The organism is Psychrobacter pasteurii (genome assembly GCF_900162815.1).
Lineage (GTDB): Bacteria > Pseudomonadota > Gammaproteobacteria > Pseudomonadales > Moraxellaceae > Psychrobacter > Psychrobacter pasteurii.
In genome coordinates, this window is record NZ_FUGD01000021.1 from 1 (window position 1) to 20050 (window position 20050).

At 42.8% G+C, this 20050-nt stretch carries 10 protein-coding genes; 7 read left to right on the plus strand and 3 right to left on the minus strand.

Features of this window, described 5'->3' with window-relative positions; all coding sequences use genetic code 11:
- Nucleotides 1-238 precede the first annotated feature (238 nt).
- Nucleotides 239-1243, minus strand: a complete 1005-nt coding sequence (locus tag A1232T_RS00180; protein ID WP_208606890.1) for an LpxL/LpxP family acyltransferase — start codon at nt 1241-1243, stop codon at nt 239-241.
- Between the two features lie 280 nt (nt 1244-1523).
- The gene (locus A1232T_RS00185) at nt 1524-3488 is read right to left on the minus strand and encodes an ATP-binding cassette domain-containing protein (RefSeq protein ID WP_077447478.1); all 1965 of its coding nucleotides are present in this window, start codon (nt 3486-3488) and stop codon (nt 1524-1526) included.
- Between the two features lie 209 nt (nt 3489-3697).
- Here A1232T_RS00185 and A1232T_RS00190 point away from each other — a divergent pair, with 209 nt between their 5' ends.
- The 7 genes from A1232T_RS00190 to A1232T_RS13730 all read left to right on the plus strand — a co-directional run bounded on the left by A1232T_RS00190 (nt 3698) and on the right by A1232T_RS13730 (nt 19386).
- Entirely contained in the window at nt 3698-3946 is a 249-nt protein-coding gene (locus A1232T_RS00190) for a SlyX family protein (protein WP_077447479.1), read from the plus strand.
- 276 nt (nt 3947-4222) lie between these two features.
- On the plus strand, nt 4223-5596 hold the full coding sequence (locus A1232T_RS00195) for an OmpP1/FadL family transporter (RefSeq protein ID WP_077447480.1): 1374 nt from the start codon (nt 4223-4225) through the stop codon (nt 5594-5596).
- Nucleotides 5597-5862: 266 nt separating this feature from the next.
- Nucleotides 5863-7299, plus strand: coding sequence for an outer membrane protein transport protein (locus A1232T_RS00200; RefSeq protein ID WP_077447481.1), 1437 nt, complete (start codon nt 5863-5865; stop codon nt 7297-7299).
- A 203-nt stretch (nt 7300-7502) separates the two neighbouring features.
- Nucleotides 7503-9512 (plus strand): transferrin-binding protein-like solute binding protein, encoded by a 2010-nt coding sequence (locus A1232T_RS00205; RefSeq protein ID WP_077447482.1) that lies wholly within the window; start codon nt 7503-7505, stop codon nt 9510-9512.
- A 217-nt stretch (nt 9513-9729) separates the two neighbouring features.
- Nucleotides 9730-10872, plus strand: coding sequence for a transferrin-binding protein-like solute binding protein (locus A1232T_RS00210; protein WP_077447483.1), 1143 nt, complete (start codon nt 9730-9732; stop codon nt 10870-10872).
- Nucleotides 10873-11090: 218 nt separating this feature from the next.
- Complete coding sequence (locus A1232T_RS00215; RefSeq protein ID WP_077447484.1) at nt 11091-16355, plus strand: transferrin-binding protein-like solute binding protein; 5265 nt, start codon at nt 11091-11093, stop codon at nt 16353-16355.
- A gap of 214 nt (nt 16356-16569) precedes the next feature.
- Entirely contained in the window at nt 16570-19386 is a 2817-nt protein-coding gene (locus A1232T_RS13730; RefSeq protein WP_167367011.1) for a transferrin-binding protein-like solute binding protein, read from the plus strand.
- Nucleotides 19387-19490: 104 nt separating this feature from the next.
- Here A1232T_RS13730 and A1232T_RS00225 read toward each other — a convergent pair.
- Nucleotides 19491-20050: transposase (locus A1232T_RS00225; protein WP_143513921.1), on the minus strand; the 560-nt coding region annotated here is incomplete at its 5' end.

Sequence of the window (20050 nt, forward strand, 5' to 3'; positions counted from 1 at the left end):
TGGTCTGTGAGTTTATGATTTCTAGGGGTCTTTTTCGGCATATGATTCTATTATGTTGTTGAGTTGGTTGTATTGTACCTTATTTTGTGGAATTGGTATAATCAGCAAGACTTTTGATAATAATCTATCCGTATAAAAAAAGACGCTTCTATCTATAGAAGCGTCTTTTTTGTTCTAGATCTTTTATACCGTTTATTACTTTTATACCGTTTATTAATAGCGCTACTTATTAATAGAACTATTTACTAGATGTTTTTTTGTTGTAGTAGGAAGTGCGACCTTCCTCTCCATTCTTATAGCGTTTATGGAACCACATCCACTGGGTAGGATCAATTCGAATCAAGCTTTCTAAAACCTCATTAATACGAGTCGCATCGGCCACTTCATCCTTGGTAGGGTAGTCCTCTAACGCAGGCGTGATACTAAGATGATAGTGTGGGCGCTTACCCCGAGGAATATTATCTGGGGTCTGTCTATAAGTATGCAGTGCCATAACGGCTGGCGGGTTTGACTTATCCCCCATACGAGCCAGTCGTCTTGGTGCAGTTACTGTGGCAGCAGGCACCCCAAAAAAAGGAGCCATCACCCCATGCTTAAGCCCATAGTCCTGATCGGGAGAATACCAAACCACGCTGCCTTCTCGGATACGACTCACCAGTTTACGCATATTGTGATGGTCAATCTGTTCATCAAAGATATGACGGCGGCCATTATAAATGAACCAGTCAAGCAGCTCGTTATTTTGTGGACGGTAAACACAGTCAATGGCTGAGAATTGAGCAAATAAACGGCCTCCCAAATCCAGCATGGTGTAATGGCCACCTAGTAGCAGTACCGCTTTGCCTTGTTTTTTGGCCTCAACCAAATGGTGCAATCCAGAAATAGAAACCGTACGGGTAAAGACATTGGGACGAAACCAAGCACACAAGGTCTCAAATACACCGATACCCTGATTAACAAAGACCTGTTTGGCCATAAGCTCACGGTCTGCGGCCATCTTTTCTGGGAAGGCAAGCTCAAGATTAACTAAGGTGTCATTTCTACGACTTTTTACCAAGTGATAAAGCGCTATGCCAAGCTTACGCCCAATCCAAAACTGGATTCGTAAAGGCAAATAAATAAGTGGCAATACCAAAGCCAGTAGCAGCCAAATCCCCCAGTACTTAGGCGCTAAAAAGGCCAGTTTAAAAGGCTTTTTTTCTGCCACAGAAGTTTGCTTGTGGTTTTCGGTAATGGTGGGCATGCCTTTGGGGATAGGAATAGGCTTTGGAGGTTGAGAATTTACAGGGGCCTGAATCGAATCAGGCTTAGGTCCTGTTTGAGGCGTATAGTGCTGAACGGAGGATTGTACAGGAATCTTGTTAGACTCCTGTTTTTTAGGACCGCCAGTAGGAGAGGAGGGAGTATTCATAAAATTTCACCAGAGTGAGGCCAGCCGGCTGTGTTGATCAGCCGACTTTAATCCAACTAACCCGAAGGTAACTACTCAGTAACCAGTAAGACCAGCAACTACAAGACAGCCGTTAGCTGTCAAGTTCATCCCAGCGCTCTAACTTCATCATAAGCTCTTCATCTATCGCGGCCAGTCTTTCACTAGCAGCAGTAGCAGCTTCTAAATCTGTGGTAAACCAGCTACCATCGGCCAGTTTTTGTTGAAGATCGGCTTGTTCTTCTTCTAACTTAGAGATTTGATTGGGTAATTCATCAAGCTCTCTTTGCTCATTATAGCTAAGCTTACGTTTAGGGGCTGTTGGCGCTTTGTCAGCAGCAGTTACAGTAGCGGCTGCCTCTTTTTTCTCTACTTTTTTGCTGTTATCGGCTTTGGCAGTCGCTGCAGCTTTAGCATTAAAGCTGTCTTCACGCTGCTTTTGCACTAAGTAATCTTGATAGCCACCCACGTACTCTTTCACAATGCCATTGCCTTCTTCATCTTGGTCAAATACCCAAGTTGAGGTGACCACGTTGTCCATAAAGGCACGGTCATGGCTAATCAGAAGAATGGTGCCATCGAAGCTGGCTACCGATTCTTCTAGTAATTCAAGTGTTGCCATGTCTAAGTCGTTGGTCGGCTCATCGAGTACCATAATGTTGGCAGGCTTTAATAGTTGCTTCGCTAGTAGGACACGGTTTCTTTCACCCCCTGATAAAGCCTTCACTGGGGTGCGGGCACGTTCTGGTGCGAACAAGAAATCTTGTAAGTAGCTCATGATGTGAGTCTTTTTACCGCCAACTTCGATGAAATCAGAGCCTTCAGACACGTTTTGAGCCACACTAGCCTCTAAGTCTAATTGGTCGCGCAATTGATCAAAGAAGGCAATCTGTAAGTTGGTGCCTAGAGTAACCGTACCACGCTGGATAACTTGGTCATCTGACTCACCGAGAATGGCTTTAATAAGTGTGGTTTTACCTGCCCCATTCGGCCCAATAATACCAATCTTATCCCCACGGATAATAGTAGTGCTAAAGTCGTCTACCAATACGTTACCATCATATTCCAGGTGTAAGTTTTTGACTTTACAGACCAACTTACCGCTTTTATCTCCACTCGTCATGGTGATGTTGACGTTACCCACTTGCTCACGGCGTTTTCTGCGCTCTTCACGCAGTTGCTTTAATTCACGCACACGACCTTCATTGCGGGTACGGCGGGCTTTAATACCTTGACGAATCCAGACTTCTTCTTGGGCCAGTTTTTTATCGAAGTTGGCATTGTTTTTTTCTTCAGCAATCAGTTGCTGCTCTTTTAATTCTTGATAACGGGCATAACCACCAGCGCCTTGAGTCACGTCATAGCTGGTTAGCTGACCACGGTCTAGCTCAATGATGCGAGTGGCTAATTTATCAACGAAAGCCCTATCGTGGGTAACGAATAATAAGGTCAGTCCTTGCCAGTCTTTTAAGAACTGCTCTAGCCATTCAATACTCGCTACATCTAAGTGGTTAGTTGGCTCATCAAGCAATAGAATATCCGGCTTGGTCACCAATGAGCGGGCCAGTAGCACCCGACGTTTACGACCACCAGATAAGGAGGATAAGTCATCTTCAGGATCTAGCCCCATGGTAGTAATAATTTGACGGGCTTCACGCTCTAAGTCCCAGCCATGAGCCGCATCAATATCGTGCTGAAGATTAGACATGGCTTCACAAGCGTCCATGTCCCCAGAAGCACACTCATCGGCTTTTTTATTATAAGCAATCAATAACTCGGCAGTCTTTTTGTCACCGCCCATAACGATGTCTAGGATACGGCCACTGGTCTCTGGTACATCTTGCTCAAGCATGGCAACTTTGACACTGCTATTAATGATGACCTCACCACTGTCCGGGACGATTCTGCCATCAATAAGCTTAAACAGAGTGGATTTACCCTCCCCGTTGCGTCCAATCAGACAGACGCGCTCTCCTGCTTCAATACTAAGATCAATGCCATCAAGAATAGGAGCAACACCGAAGGCTAAGTGGATGTTTTTTAAATTAATAAGTGCCATATATGTATCATTACCATTATTTTATAAGTTATGTTCTTAACTACTACATGTTAAAATTGAGTACAGTATATCACGCAGACAGCGAATCATAACCTGTCATCGTATTTGGCCTCCCTTTTGGCTTATTTAATGCCATGAGTTTAAAGTCATTAGGTTTTGTACAAGGGTAGGGCCTAATCCTCTTTTATCTATATATTCAGAAGAAATCCATGTCAAATTCAGCACAGAACCCCGGTGAGAGTCTTCATCACTTAAAGCAGCAAATAGCCGATTTACAGTCTAATGTGGCCTACTTAGAGCTCACGGTAGACAGTTTGGATCAAGTGATTACCAAACAAGATAAGCAAATTCAAGATATGCAGCGTCAGTTGCAGCTAATGTATGTTCAATTAAATAGAGTCAGTGATTCAGGCATAGCGCCTTTTGATGCTGCTTCAGAAGTACCGCCACACTATTGATAGCCGCAGCTTAGGATTTATTATGTCTTCAAAGCTGATTTAAGTTAGTTAATGAAAAGTTAGAAGGGCTCGCGTGGAAAATAATTATAAATATATCAAAGTGTTGCAATTTATTTCTTCTTTAAGTAGTATTGCCGGTAATTAATTATTGAGTGGTTGAAATGTAACCCAACAATAATTAGTGTCTATCCCTCTGTTTTATGATTTCACATTTCGTGAAAAGCCTAATCATAAAACCTTAGTGCCCATCCTATAAATGGAATTTTGGAGAAGTTAATGCGCTCTACTTTTATTATTAAACCTCTTGTTACTGCCGTTGCTGCTTTATCTGTTGCAAGCGTTGCTTCTGCTGCCGGTCTTGACCGTTCTGGCCAAGATATCTCTGCCTTTTTACAAGACGGTACCTATGCTGAAACCGTATACACCTATATTGATGCCGATGTAACTGGTAAAGATGTACGTGGTAATAAGATCAAAGATATCGCTGAAGACTATGACTTCTTCCGCTATGGTGTAAAAACAGACATCGACGATACTTTCAGTATCGGTGTGTTATATGATGAGCCTTGGGGTGCCGCTGCTGATTACTCTGGTAACAATATTTTTGTTTCTCAAGGTGATGTGAATGCATCAGTAAATCATATTTCTGGTGGTCAATTTGAGAATGCAGGTCAGGCTGCTCAGGCATATTCAAGTCTTCAAGAGAAAATTGGTGGGTTTATCGCCCGAGGTGAACAGCCACCTCAAGAGCTTGTTGCTCAAGCTACACAGGTAGGTGCAGTATTAGGAGCAGCTGAAGTTGAAGCAAATACTGTAGGTGAAGCGACTAAGGTTGAAGTTCGTACCGAAAGCCTAACTGGTCTAGTGGGTATGAAGTTTGGTCAAAACAAAGAGTTTCAAGTTTATGGTGGTCCAGTCGCTCAGCGCTTAAAAGCTGATGTTAAACTGCGTGGTATGGGCTATGAAGCTGCGACAGGCTATAACTTAAATGTTAATCCAGATACCGATTATGGTTGGGTTGCAGGTTTGCAATACAGTAAGCCTGAAATCGCCCTGAAGGCTGCATTAACTTACCGCTCTGAAATTGATCATAACGTAGACGCTGCTGAAACAATGCCTCTACTAGAGCGTCTTGGTCAGGAATCAAGTGCTGTTAGTAAAATGAAAGTGACGACTCCAGAGTCAGTAAACTTTGACTTCCAAACCGGTATTAACCCAACCACATTAGCAACTGCTAAAGTACGCTGGGTGCCCTGGAGTGACTTTGCGATTACCCCACCAGTTTACAACCAATCTACTAAGCGCGTTTATCCTGAAGGTCTAAACTTAGTTGATTATGCTGATGACCAATGGCAAGTTGAGCTAGGTCTGGCTAAGCGTGTGGCTGATAATCTAGCTGTATCTGGTACCGTAGGTTGGGACAGTGGTGCGGGCGACCCAGTTACTTCACTAGGTCCAATTGAAGGTTACTACAGTGTTGGCTTAGGTGCTAAATATGACTTTAATAAAAACTGGGCAGTCTCAGCTGGTGGTAAATACTTAATGTTTGGTGATGCCAAAGGTAAAATCCCTAACGATAACATCGTAGGCAACTTCGAAGATAACGACGGTTTTGCACTGGGTGTTAAGCTATCTTATCAAGATAAGTAACCGCTTAAAGCTAGTTTAAAAAGGAGGCGACCATGGGTTGCCTCTTTTTTTATCTCCTTGAATAAATTAGTAAAACAGTGGTTGCTATCTTGAAATAGTTTGATTATGATATTTACACGATTTACTAACTCTTACATATTTGTAATACACCTATCGGATATTTAAGAAACCAGTATACTTGGCACCGGACTGCCTGACACCTTATCGATAACTTTGCTACTAGCAATAGGTACTGTGTGTCTATTATTTTTCATGGAGGATTTCAAATGTCACAAAAGTTCCCTATCTCTAAGCTAACGCTTGCTCTTTTAACCCTTCCCGTCGCTTCTCTTACTCATGCTGCAGGTATCGACCGTTCTGGTCAGGATATTAAAGGCTTCTTTAATGATGGCACCTATGCCGAAATCGACTTTGCTTATCTAAAAACTGATATTTCAGGTCATGATAATGCTGGTAAGTTAGCTACTATCGATGGTAAAGATTACTATGCAAATATTACTAAAACAGGAGCGGACTACGTAAAAGGTAACTCTACAGGGAACATTTCGAAAGATGCCTATAGCTTTATGCGTTATGGGGTTAAGACTGATCTTAACGACATGGTTAGTGTGGGTCTTTTTTACGATGAGCCTTATGGTGCTGAGGTTAGATATGAGGGTGAAAATGCTTTCGTTTCTAAAAAAGGGGAACTGACTCTAGCAGATCCAGGTGGTAAAAGGATTAATCCTGTAACTGAGGAAGAGGAAATAGTTCCTCCTTCGATAGTACCAAATGAATTTATCAACGAAAATATAGATAAAGATGGCTATGATACGGGAACCAATGTAAGACTCCATACTGAGTCTTGGACTGGACTAGTTGGCTTTAAATCACCAGATGGTTTCCAAATTTATGGTGGTCCTGTACTACAGAAAGTAGAAGCTAAAGTTAACCTACGAGGTACTGCTTACGGCCCATTGTCCGGATATGATGCCAACGTAAACCATGATACTGCTTTTGGTTGGGTAGCTGGTGTCGGTTATAGCAAGCCAGAGATTGCTCTAAAAGCCAATTTAACTTATCGCTCAGAGATTGATCATAAAACAAAAGTTTCTGAGTATATTCCTTTATTAGAAAACGAACTTTTGAAAGGTAAGGTTCTAGAAAAATTAGAAATTGATCCAAATTCCGAGCTTGCTAAAGCTGTTAGTCCAAGAGCGAACGCTCGAGCTAAGGTCACTACACCTGAGTCGGTTAACTTCAACTTTGAAACAGGTCTAAGCGCTAAACATCAATTACTAGGCACGTTGGATGTGCGTTGGGTGCCTTGGAGTGACTTCAGTATCGTACCACCACTATATAATGCCTATTCTAAAGCCGCTGTTGATGGCGGGCTACCCTTACTAGATTATAAAGATGATCAGTGGAAAGTTGATATTGGTCTAGCTAAAAGATTCAATGAGAAATTAGCAGGCTCTGTCGTAGTAGGCTGGGATTCTGGTGCAGGTGATCCAGTCAGTTCTTTAGGTCCTGTTGAGGGTTACTACAGTATCGGTGGGGGGGTTAAATACAATATCACTCCTGAATGGGCTATTTCTGCTGGTGGTAAGTATTTGAAGTTTGGTGATGCTACCGGTAAGTTACCTAACGATAGTATCGTGAGTAAATTCCAAGATAACGATGGTTATGTGTTAGGTGCTAAGCTGTCTTATCACAGTAAATAGAGTCAAATTTTCAGCTACAACAAACGCAATAGAAGCTTGTTAGCCATCCTTATATTTGTTATAAATTATATTGACAACAAGCTTTTATGTAATAATTTCAATGATATAGATAAAACTTTCTATCTGTCTTGCTGCCATCCTATAAGATGTACAAAGTTCAGTAGAATTAATGGATTATTTAATACCTTCATGGAGGAAGACGAATGTCAGCTAAAGACCATTCAATTACCAATAGTAAAACTACCAAACAACTCAACATGCCACTTAAAGCCAGTGTGGTACTGGTCTCAGCTATGTTAATGGCGGCTTGTGGTACCAATGGAAAGCAGTCATACAACCTAGAAGATGTCTTTGGTAGCTCTGATATTGTTTATAAGCCCAAAAAACCTACAGCAGCTAACTTCTCTGAAGATGGTACTAAGATTAGTGGACAAGCTGAGGCTGGCGCTATCATTAAGATTAAAGATGAGGCGGGTAACGTAATTGGCTCTACGGAAGCAGATGATAAGGGAAACTTCGAATTTAGCCTAGACACTCCTTTAACTGATGGTCAGAAAGTAAAAGTTGAGGCTTATTACCCTAATGGCACCCGCCCAAGTGATCCATTGGAATCTACCGCTCCGAATATTAAAGATCCAACAGAGCCTACAGAACCAACAGATCCGACAGATCCGACAGAGCCAAATCAGCCTGAAGCCGATAAGTCTGGTGTTCAATCACTAAATATTAATGCTGGCTCATTAGGTGTGTTCAATAAAACAACACGTGAGTTCAGTGTTAGTGAAGATGGCTCTGTTATTGAAGCACGAGCGGACTTAGCCTCACAAAACCCACAAACGCCTGACAAGCCAGGTTTATTACCAAAGGTCGATATCACAACCTCAGCAGAAGGTGATACAGAGTTAGACAATGGTTTCAAAGAGCATAAAGACAATACAGAGATTACCGTTGCTGCATTGGGTCAGACCTTACCATTAGCTTATACTTCAACATATAAAGACTTTGGCGATGATATGCGCATTGGCCATATTCATGGTGGGGCTGAAGTTGCACTACTGGGTACAACATTACCAGTAGATGGTGTGGCTGTGATTGGTAATGCAACCAAAGCTGAGAACATACCAACCGAAGGTACTGTTGGCTATACCGGTGATGCGACATATCGCAAGCTTGGTTTAGATAACGAGATTGAGTATGGTTCATCAGCGTTTACTGCAGACTTTGTGGCTAAAGAAGTTAGTGGTGAATTAGAGTTTGCTAATGCTGGTAATATTGGTTTAAAAGCAGATATCGAGGGTAATAAATTCTCAGGTACAGCAGAAGCAAATAATGGCTATACAACCGATGGTGGCTTCTACGGCGGTGATGCTCAGTACTTAGGTGGCGTCTACCAAGGTAATGGTGCTCAAGGTACTTATGGAGCAATGCAGGATGAGGCTCCGGCAGAACCAAACCAACCTGAAGCCAGTAAGTCAGGCGCGCAGTCATTAAACGTTAATGCTGGTTCTCTTGGTGTGTTTAATAAAACAACGCGTGACTTTACTGTCAATGAAGATGGCTCTGTGATTGAAGCCCGAGCAGATTTAGCCTCACAAAACCCACAAACGCCTGACAAGCCAGGTTTATTACCAAAAGTTAATGTTATAACCTCAGCAGCAGGCGATGCAGAGTTGGACAATGGTTTCAAAGAGCATAAAGACAATACAGAGATTACTGTTGCTGCACTAGGTCAGACTTTACCATTAGCGTATAGCTCAGTGTACAAGGACTTTGGTGATTATATGCACATTGGTCATATCCATGGCGGTGCTGAAGTTGCACTACTGAGTACAACCTTACCAGTAGATGGGGTAACGATTGTTGGTAACGCAACCAAAGTTGAGAATATGCCAACAGAAGGTATGATTAGTTACTCAGGTGATGCGACATACCGTGAGCTTGGTTTAGACAAATCCATTGAATTTGGGTCATCAGCATTTACTGCAGACTTTGTTGCTAAAAACCTAGAGGGCCAATTAAGCTTTGCCCAAGCAGGTGACATTGCTCTTAAAGCGGGTATTGATGGTAATAAATTCTCAGGTGCAGCAGACGCTAACGGGGGCTACAATACTGAAGGTGGTTTCTACGGCGGTGACGCTCAATACCTAGGTGGTATTTACCAAGGTAATGGTGCTCAAGGTACCTTCGGTGCAGAAATGGAGCTACCTGAATAAATCAGAAGTAATTTTTATATAAAAAAAGCGTCCCAACTGGGGCGCTTTTTTAATTTCAAGAGAACTATACTGTTACTTTTAAACTTAATTGTATGTTTAGCAAACTTAAGCGCATTGACTTTCCATATTATATTTGTGTATCTGTATACACCTAAGTAGCTGCTTATAGCAGTTACAGGATCAATGGAATATATTAATTCTTCATGGAGGAAGAGCAATGTCACCTAACAGCCATTCTGTACTAACCAGCTCTACTACTAAAAGATTAAAAACTCCACTAAAAGCTAGTGTCGTTTTACTTACTACTGTAATTCTTGCCTCTTGTGGTTCTGATAGTAGTTGGGAATCGTATTATAATAACCCTTCAGAACTGCCTACAAATCCTGAACCTGAGCCAGAACCAGAACCGATTCCAGAGCCACCTGTAAATGAGAAGCACGAACCTGAAACAGATTTAACAGGATTCCAAAGCAACACACTAAGCAGTAAGGACGGTACCTTTACAGATGATGCCATTGGTTACGCTGAAATTCGTAATGATAAATCTGATTATACGGAAACAAAGACAGTAGATGGCGCAGTAGTACCTATTGATAATGGTCAAGGTGATAACTTTACCAGTTATGATAAGGTGACTGTACGTGCTGATATGACTAAGCCGGATTCTGTAAAAGAAAAGGTTGAGATAAATATTAGTGGTGATTCAGACACTGATTACGGTAATGGATTTAAACTTCATACCGAATCTACTAAAGTGCAAGGACCTGTTGCATTAGATCTGAACTATTCTTCTGTATATAAAAACTTTGATTCTCAAATGCAGATTGGTCATATTTATGGTGATCCTAACCAAAGTTTCTTGGGTGACTTAGCACGTGTGTCTACTGTATTCGTTCAAGGTAACGCGACTAATCTTGAAGATATGAAGTACATGAAAGAGCTGGCTCAATATAATATTGATAATAATATTAATGACGGCACAGTTTCTTATACAGGTGTTGCCACTTATATGGAAAATCTACATCTAAAAGATGGCACACGTGGTGGACCAGTTGTAGATGGTACTTCTCAGTTTGATGTTGATTTCATTAATGATTCAGTTAAAGGTGAGCTTACTTTTGAGGGTGATTTGAAGTACAACCCAACTGGTAAGGTTGCAATTAATGCTGATATTACAGGCAATACATTTGCAGGTAATGTTGATGGCATCGATACTGCAGGTGGTTTCTATGGAGAAGATGCTCAGTTCTTAGGTGGTGTTTATCAACAAGCCATAGAACGCGGTGGTAAGGGTGCTCAACCAGGTGAGGGTACAACCTTCCAAGGTACATTCGGAGCTGAGAAGCAACCAGCTAAATAAAAGTTATAGCAAGTTAATTTAAGAAAAAGCGTCCCAAAAGGGGCGCTTTTTAAAGCTTAAGAATATTACATCGTTGTTTTTAAAGTTAATAAAGTATTTAACAAACTTAAATTTATTGACTTTTCGTATCAAATTTGTTTATCTATACACACCCAAATAGTTGTACCTAGCAACTAGATGATCAACGGAATATATTAAATCTTCATGGAGGAAGACGAATGTCACCTATCAGTCATTCTGTATTAACCAATACAACTTTATCTACTGCCAAAAAATTAAAAACTCCGCTAAAGGCTAGCGTGGTTCTCCTCACAACCGTAATCCTTGCTTCTTGTGGCTCTGATAGCGGATCAAAATCTTATTACTCAGATTCTACAGACATACCTACTGCTCCTGAAACTGACGGCGGTGAAACTGACGGCGGTGAAACTGACGGCGGCGAAACTGGATCGAATACCGATGACCTTGATGAAATCAAAGCTGAGTTAGAAAAGGCTAAAGCAGAAGCGGCAGCTCAAAAAGCGAAAGCAGAAGCTGCTCAAAAAGAAGCAGAAACGGCTAAATCAGAGTTAGCGGATGCAAAAAAAGCTTTAGTAGAAGCAGAGCAAGCTTTAGCTGATGCCCTAGCAAGTGGCGGTGGTGATCCAGAAGCGCTACAAGCAGAAGTAGATCGTAGACAAGCAGCACTTGATGCAGCCAATAAGAAGGCAGCAGCAGCCCAACAAGCAGCAGCAGATGCTATTGCAGCCGCTGAGAAGCAAGCTCAAGATGCTCAAGATGCCTTGCAAGCGGCGAATGACGCGGCTAAAGCGGCTGAGATTAAGAATGCACCTGAGTCAGCGAAGAGCGGTGTACAGACATTGAATGTTGATGTTGTACCTCTAGGTAAAGTCTTTAAGACAACCACTCGTGACTTTAGCGCCGATGACAACAGCGTGGTTGCACGTGCTGATCTGGCTTCAGAATCAGCACCAGGCGCTGGAGATGGTCTATTAGGTCAATTAACTATCACCACATCAGGTGACGGTGACACAGACGTTGAAGGTAGCAACGGCTTTAAAGCGCATGATGATAATGCGACTGTTGGTGCTTTAGGTCAAGAGCTACCATTAACTTACACCTCAACCTACAAAGACTTTGGCGATGACATGCGCATTGGCCATATTGATGGTAAAGCGGTGTTTAGTGGTCTTGAATTGCCAGTTAACGGAGCTGCCGTTGTTGGTAATGCAACCAAAGTTGAGAACATGCCAACAGAAGGTACGGTTGGTTACACCGGTGATGCAACGCATCGTAAGCTAGGTATTGGTAATGCCATTGAATTTGGTTCATCAGTATTTACCGCAGACTTTGTTAAGAAAAATCTAGAAGGTAAATTAAGCTTTGCTAAAGCAGGTGACATTGCTCTTAAAGCCGGTATTAATGGTAACCAATTCTCAGGTGCTGCAGATGCTAACAATGGTTATGCAACTGAGGGTGGTTTCTACGGTGGTGATGCGCAATACCTAGGTGGTGTTTACGAAGGTAATGGTGCTCAAGGTACTTATGGTGCTAAATCTGATGCACAAACAGCAGCAGAAAAAGCAGCTGTAGATGCTAAGAAGGCAGCAGACGCAGCGCAAGCAGCGATTGCAGAGCAGCAAGCTAAAGCAGAGGCAGCTAAAGCGGCCGCAGAGAAAGCTCAAGCCGATGCTGAAAAAGCAAAAGCAGCATTAGAAAAAGCACAAGAGAATCTAGACAACGCTGGTGAAGGAGGAGACGGTGGTTTAGCTGACGCCCTAGCTCGTGCAGAAGCCGCAGAAGTTGCACAAGCTGCAGCCGAAGATCTAGCAGCCAAAGCCCAAGCAGCACAAAAGGCTGCTGAAGAAGCCAAAGCCGCTGCAGAGAAAGCACAAGCAGCTGCACAAGCCGCAGCCGATAAAGCAGTGGGTGAAGCTAAAGCTGAAGCTGAGAAATTAGTAGCTGAAGCCAAAGCAGAAACTGACGCTGCTAATGAAGCTGCTCAGACAGCCAGAGCCGAAGCTGATGCAGCCAAAAAAGCTGCTGAAAAAGCGAAGACAGATGCAGATGCTTTAGTTGCTGAAGCGAACAAACAGAAAGAACAAGCAGAAGCAGATGCGCTACAAGCGCAGAAAGATGCAGACGCTGCTAACAAGTTAGCTGCTGATGAGAAAGCTAAAGCAGAAGCAGCTCAGAAAGAAGCAGAAACCGCTAAATCAGAATTAGCGGATGCACAAAAAGCTTTAGAAGAAGCAGAACAAGCCTTAGCTGATGCTTTAGCAAGTGGCGGCGGTAACACAGAAGCGCTACAAGCAGAAGTGGATCGTAGAGATGCAGCTTTAAAAGCAGCTAATGAGAAAGCGGCAGCAGCCCAAAAAGCTTCAGAAGAAGCCCTTGCAGCGGCACAGAAGCAAGTTGAAGATGCTCAAGCAGCACTACAAGCAGCGACTGATGCAGCCGAAGCAGCTAAGATTAAGAATGAGCCAGAAGCAGATAAGTCAGGCGTGCAAACTATCAATGTCGGTACAACAGCAGCTGGGTTACCAGAAGATTTTGCTGTGACCACACGTGACTTTGATATCGGTAAAGACAATGTCATTGCCCGTGCTGATATTGCCTCTAATAACCTATTACCCAAAGTGAATGTCAATATCTCAGGCGAAGGTGATAGGGCGCTTAGCAATGGTCTTATGAGTCACAATGACTCGACATCTATTAAAACTAGTTTAGGTGAACTACCACTTGAATATACCTCAGTCTATAAAGACTATGGCGATGACATGCGCATCGGTCACATTGATGGAGCAGCTAGCCTTGGCGAAACAAAAATTCCGGTAGATGGTGTGGCCGTTGTTGGTAATGCAACCCAAGCTGACAATATGCCAACCACCGAAGGTACAGTTGGTTATACCGGTGATGCGACCCATCGTAAGCTAGGCCTTGGTAATGCCATTGAGTTTGGTTCATCAGTATTTACCGCAGACTTTGTTAATAAAAATCTAGAAGGTAAATTAAGCTTTGCTAAAGCAGGTGACATCGCACTGAAAGCAGGCATTGATGGTAACCAATTCTCAGGTGCTGCAGCAGACAATGCAGGCTATGCAACTGAGGGTGGTTTCTACGGTGGTGATGCTCAGTATCTAGGTGGTGTATACGAAGGTAATGGTGCTCAAGGTACTTACGGTGCTAAATCTGACGTTCAAACAGCAGCAGAAAAAGCAGCAGCAGAGGCACAAGCAGCAGCTAAAGCAGCTCAAGAAGCAATTGCAGTAGAACAAGCTAAGGCGGATGCAGCTCAAGCCGCTGCAGACAAAGCGAAAGCGGATGCAGCTAAAGCTCAAGAAGCTTTAGAGAAAGCACAGGAAGCCTTAAAAAATGCTGGTGATGGTGAAAGTGCGTTAGAATCAGCGTTAGAAAGAGCACGCTTGGCAGAAGAAGCACAGAAGGCAGCAGAAGAAGTTGCTACTAAAGCACAAGCCGCTGAGGCTGCAGCCAAAGAAGCACAAGCTACAGCCGAAAAAGCTCAGCAAGCTGCAGAGCAAGCCGCTATAGATGCAAAAAATGCAGCGGACAAAGCCATTGGTGATGCTAAAGCCGAAGCAGACAAGTTAGTTGCTGAAGCTAATACAGCAGCAGATGCAGCTAAAGCGGAAGCAGAAAAAGCGAGAGCAGCTGCTGAGCAAGCAGCTAAAGATACTGAGACGGCTAATAAAGAGAAGCAAGACGCTCTGATTGCTAAAGCGGAAGCAGAAGCAGCAGCAGAAGAAGCTCAAGCAAGAGCCGATGCAGCTGAGGAACTAGCTAATCAGTTTGATGAGCCAGACTCTGCAATCTCAGGTGTACAACATACAAGATATGACGATAAGCAGCACCTTGTTGATAGTTATGCAACAGGCTATGACAAGTTAGTATTACGTACTCATGAACTGAATGAGAATATCATTGCCTCTCCAATTGTGGTTGACTTAAAAGGCGCAAATGATACGAGCTTACAGAATGGCTTTAAGTCACATACAGGGTCAGTTGCTGTACTAGGTAAAAACGCACTTGGAACGCCAGTTCAAAGTAAATATAACTATACTTCTGTTTACAATAACTTTGATGATCAGATGCAGATCGGTCATGTGTCAGGTAAGGTCAGAAGAACCTATGATAGAGATGAGCTTGCTAATGTGTATGTTAAAGGCAATGCAACCAACTTAGGTGATTTGCAAAAACTGGCTGACGGCAAAGAAACCACAGATGGTACAGCTAAATACACTGGTGTAGCGACTTATAAAGAAGGTGCTAAGCTTGATGTCAATGGTAAGTCGAAGTTTGATGTTGATTTTGTTAACAAATCAGTTGACGGCACATTAACCTTCAATGCTGGTAAAAATATTACTATTGCTGCAGATATAGACGGTAATAAGTTTGCTGGTAATGTTAACGGTATCAATACGTCTGGCGGATTCTTTGGTAAAGGTGCTGACTACCTAGGTGGTGTCTACGAGGGTAATGGCGCTGAAGGTACTTACGGTGCTGAAAGAGTTAAGCCAGTAACTGAACCAGAAGATCCAAACGCACCTGTTAACCCAGACGTAGATCCTGATAGTGAAATGACAGGTTTCCAGTCGAGCGCATTTAGTAGTCTTGAAGCCAACTCATCTGGATTTAAGAAATTTGAAGATGCTATCGGCTATGTCGCTATCCGTGATGATGCATCAGATTTCACTGATACTGAGACGATAACCAGTGCTGATGGTATAGAATCAGAAGTACCTATCGATAACCGTAAAGGAAATAACTTCACTGCCTTTGACAAAGGTGTCGTTCGTGGTGATATGGTGCAACCAGCCAGTGTTATAGATCCAATCGCTGTTAACTTACAGGCAAAGAATGGAACAGTTAAAGTTAATGCCGGCTTAGGAAGCTTCTTGAATCCAGACTTTAAATATAATGCTGTGTATCAGAACTTTGACTCTCAAATGCAAGTTGGGCACGTGTATGGTGTGATTAACTCTGGTGTTGTTGGTGACGTTTCACGTGTTGCTAACGTTTATGTTCAAGGCCACTTAACGGCTCAAGAAGACATCGACTACTTAAAGCAAGTTAATGAGGGTAAAGCATCGTATGCAGGTCAAGCGACTTACATCGAGAACATTCACTTAGGTGATAGCGGATCGTTTAAACCAGTTGAGGGTACATCAAGCTTCGATGTTGATTTCGTTAATAACTCAGTGAAAGGTGAGCTTGCCTTTGACGGTGACTTCAAATATATGCCAGAAGGTAATAAGATTGGCATTGAAGCGACCATCGATGGTAATACCTTCGCAGGTAATGTGAATGGTATCGATACCGCAGGTGGCTTCTATGGTGAAGATGCTAAGTTCTTAGGCGGTATCTACCAAGACGCTTCAGTTGAAGGCGGTAAAGGTCAAGGTCCAGGTACAGGAACTAAGTTCCAAGGTACGTTTGGTGCTGAGAAGCAACCAGCTAAATAAAAGTTATAGCAAGTTAATTTAAGAAAAAGCGTCCCAAAAGGGGCGCTTTTTTTTGGGTTTATTAAAAACTTCAGCTACGTTTAATTATTTCACTGATAAGTCTGTTTAATAAGTTAACTTTTTTGTCAATATCGATAATATAAGTATTTGTTGTCGCTTGTTAAGTATTAGTAACAAAATTGGAATGTATTTTTATCTTCATGGAGGAAGTTTAATGTCACTTCAAAAGCCATCTTTGCCCACCTATCCAACAAAAAACATCTCAACCCCTCTAAAGCCCAGTGTGGTTTTATTAACCTCTGTTATTTTTGCCTCTGTTAGCGCCTACGCTGAAGAAAACGCTCAGCCAACTGTACCTGTCAATCCTGATGTTGCTGCACAATCCAACTTAACCGGATTTCAAAGTAATACCATTGGTAAAAGAACAGGTACCAGCATTCGTTACACCGAGATTCTAGAAAATGATTCAGACAGTTATGACCAAATCGCTGTTCGAGCGGATCAAGTTGCCTCTAAGTTAGCCACTGATGCCCCGATTCAAATTGAGGTAACGGGTTCGGATGATAAAGATATTGGCAATGGGTTTAAGCAAAATGAAGGGTACGTAGAAGTATCGGGTCAAGGTTCTGGCGGAGTTATCTCAAGAAAACGCCGTATGGATTACACCACCACCTACAAAAACTTCGATGATCAAATGCAAATTGGTCATGTTCATGGTGATCTAAAAGCCCCGCTAATAAACGTCGATGAATATCGCTTATCGAATGTCTACGTACAAGGGAACGCCACAGATGAGGCAGATATTGATTTCCTACAAGGCTGGGCACAGCATCATCAAGACACCAATCTAAGTGAAGGTGTGGTTCAATACACAGGTGATGCGACCTATATGGAGAACTTACATCTTAAAGATGGTCAGCAAAGCAGCCCTGTTGTGAATGGTACTTCAGAATTTAATGTTGATTTTGTTAAAGCTCTGCTTGAGGGAACGCTAAGTTTCCAAGAGGGCGATTACAAGTATATGCCTGAGGGCAATCAAATTGGTATCAAGGCAGACATCAGCGGCAATACCTTCAAGGGGAATTATGAGGGTATTGATACCGCGGGTGGATTCTATGGAGAAGATGGTCGTCTGTTAGGCGGTATTTATCAGCAAGCGTTGACGCCAGGTGGAGAGGGTGGCGCTCCAGGAGAAGGGACCACTTTCCAAGGTACATTTGGCGCAAGTAAAACCACTAAGACACTTGACCCTGTAGCCAATCCTGATGTGGCTGCTGACTCAAAAGTGACCGGTTTCCACAGCAGTGCACTGAGTAACGATAACTTGATTGGCCCAAGCATACATTATGGTGCTATTCGTGATAATAAGACGGGCAGTTATGATGAGCTGTCTATGCGAGCCAATGAAACGGACTCTAGAGAATATTATGCCGCAGTCGATGTCAATTTAACGGGAGATGCGGATACCAGCTATGGCAATGGTTTTATGCAGCATAGCGATAAGACATTAATCAAACTGGGCCGCATCTTAAGAAGAGACTTTGAATATCAGTCTATCTACAAAGATTTCGATGGCCAAATGCAAATAGGTCATGTCTTGGGTGATCCTAAAGTGCGCTGGACAAATATCACGCCAGGCCGTCTGTCTAACGTCCATGTTCAAGGTAATGCTACCCATCTTGATGACATGCAGTACATGAAAGATTTGGCGCAATATAAAGTAGACAGTGAGATTAACGATGGCAAGGTGCAGTATAAGGGCGTTGCCACTTATATGGAAAACCTACATCTAAAAGATGGGAAGCGTGCTGGGCCTGTAGTGGATGGTACTTCTACCTTTGACGTTGATTTTATCAATGCTAATCTTGAAGGGGAGCTGGCGCTTAATACTGGCGAATATAAGTACATGCCAGAAGGTAATAAGATTAACATTAAGGCAGATATTACCGGTAATACCTTCGCTGGTAAGCTAGGCGATATTGATACGGCAGGTGGTTTTTATGGTGAGGACGCCCAGCTTTTAGGCGGGGTTTATCAACAAGCTCTAACTACCGGCGGTGGTGCGAAGAAAAAAGGTGAGGGTACGACATTCCAAGGGACCTTTGGTGCCAGTAAAGTAGACAATAAAGACTCTGACATTCCTAGTGAGCCGCAGCTACCTACTGTGGAATCAGATATGACCGGCTTCCAATCTACGGCTCTAAGTAGTAAAGAAAAAACATTGCCATTTGGCTTAGGGAAGCTAGATAACGCTATTGGCTATGTCGAAATTCGTGATGACCAGTCTGACTTTGATAGCACAGTGGATAAAGACGGTAACTTGGTACCCGTAGATAATCGCAAAGGTGACAACTTCAAGAGCTTTGATAAAGGCGTGGTACGTGGGGACATGGTAAAACCTGACACAGTACTTAAGCCTATTGAGGTGTCATTAAAGCAATCAGGCAAAGTTAAGGTAGATGCGGGTAAAGGTACCTTCAACCCCACTTTCAATTACAACTCGGTTTATAAAAACTTCGATCAGCAAATGCAAGTGGGCCACGTTTACGGTAACTTCGACTCGGCAGCCGGTGACGTGTCACGTGCAGCCAATGTCTATGTTCAAGGCTATTTGACAGCGGCAGAAGCCATGGATGCGCTAAAAGAGGTTAATGAAGGTAAAGCTCAATACACAGGGGTAGCCACCTATATTGAGAATATCCATCTGGCAGACAATGCCAATACAGCGCCTGTTAATGGGACATCAAACTTCGATGTCGACTTTGTGAACAACTCAGTGAAAGGTGAGCTTGCCTTTGACGGCAACTTCAAATATATGCCAGAAGGTAATAAGATTGGCATTGAAGCAACCATTGATGGTAATACCTTCGCAGGTAATGTGAATGGTATCGACACGGCTGGCGGCTTCTATGGTGAAGAGGCTAAGTTCTTAGGCGGTGTTTACCAAGATGCTTCAGTTGAAGGGGGTAAGGGTACGGTTGCTGGTACAGGCACTAAATTCCAAGGTACATTCGGTGCTGAGAAGCAGTAACGTTACGGCTGACTCTGATGCTGTATAAATACTACAGTAATTAAGAGTAACTAATTAAAACATTATGGTAAGAAAAAAGCGTCCTATTGGGTAATGCCAGTCAGTTAAGGCTGACTGGTATTTTTTTTGGGATATTTTTGTGGTTTCCCCTTAACCACCCTCGGGCAAGATCGCTTTCTACGTTCAGGAATAACAAACAATTTTCCTTCCTCTAAAACTGCATCTAACAACTTAGGGAAGAGTCCTGCAGCCTGTAAAGGCGCAAACCGTAACAGATCAACAATCGTAATAGACGCCATATGGAAGCTAATTCGTAGAGGGCTAACCTTAGCTCTAAGGGCCATATAGCGCATCAAACGTCTTATCAGATTATAAGCAATCATAAGTCCCCAGAACTCTTGTAACACAAGCTGTGGCAGCTTACTTCTTAACAACAGCCCCTGCTGTAAATCAGACTTAATTTCCCTAAAAGCCATCTCGATCTCCCAGCGCTGCAAGTAAAGCTGTGCCACTTTATCCTTAGTAAAGCGTTTATCATCTACTAAAGAGGTGATGTATCGTCTTGTCTTACCCTCATAACGACACTCAATTAATCGAGCTTGCCAGGTATCGGGTAGGTTTGGGTTTTTCTTTTGTGCCTGAGGAGAGACGGGCATTTGTATTA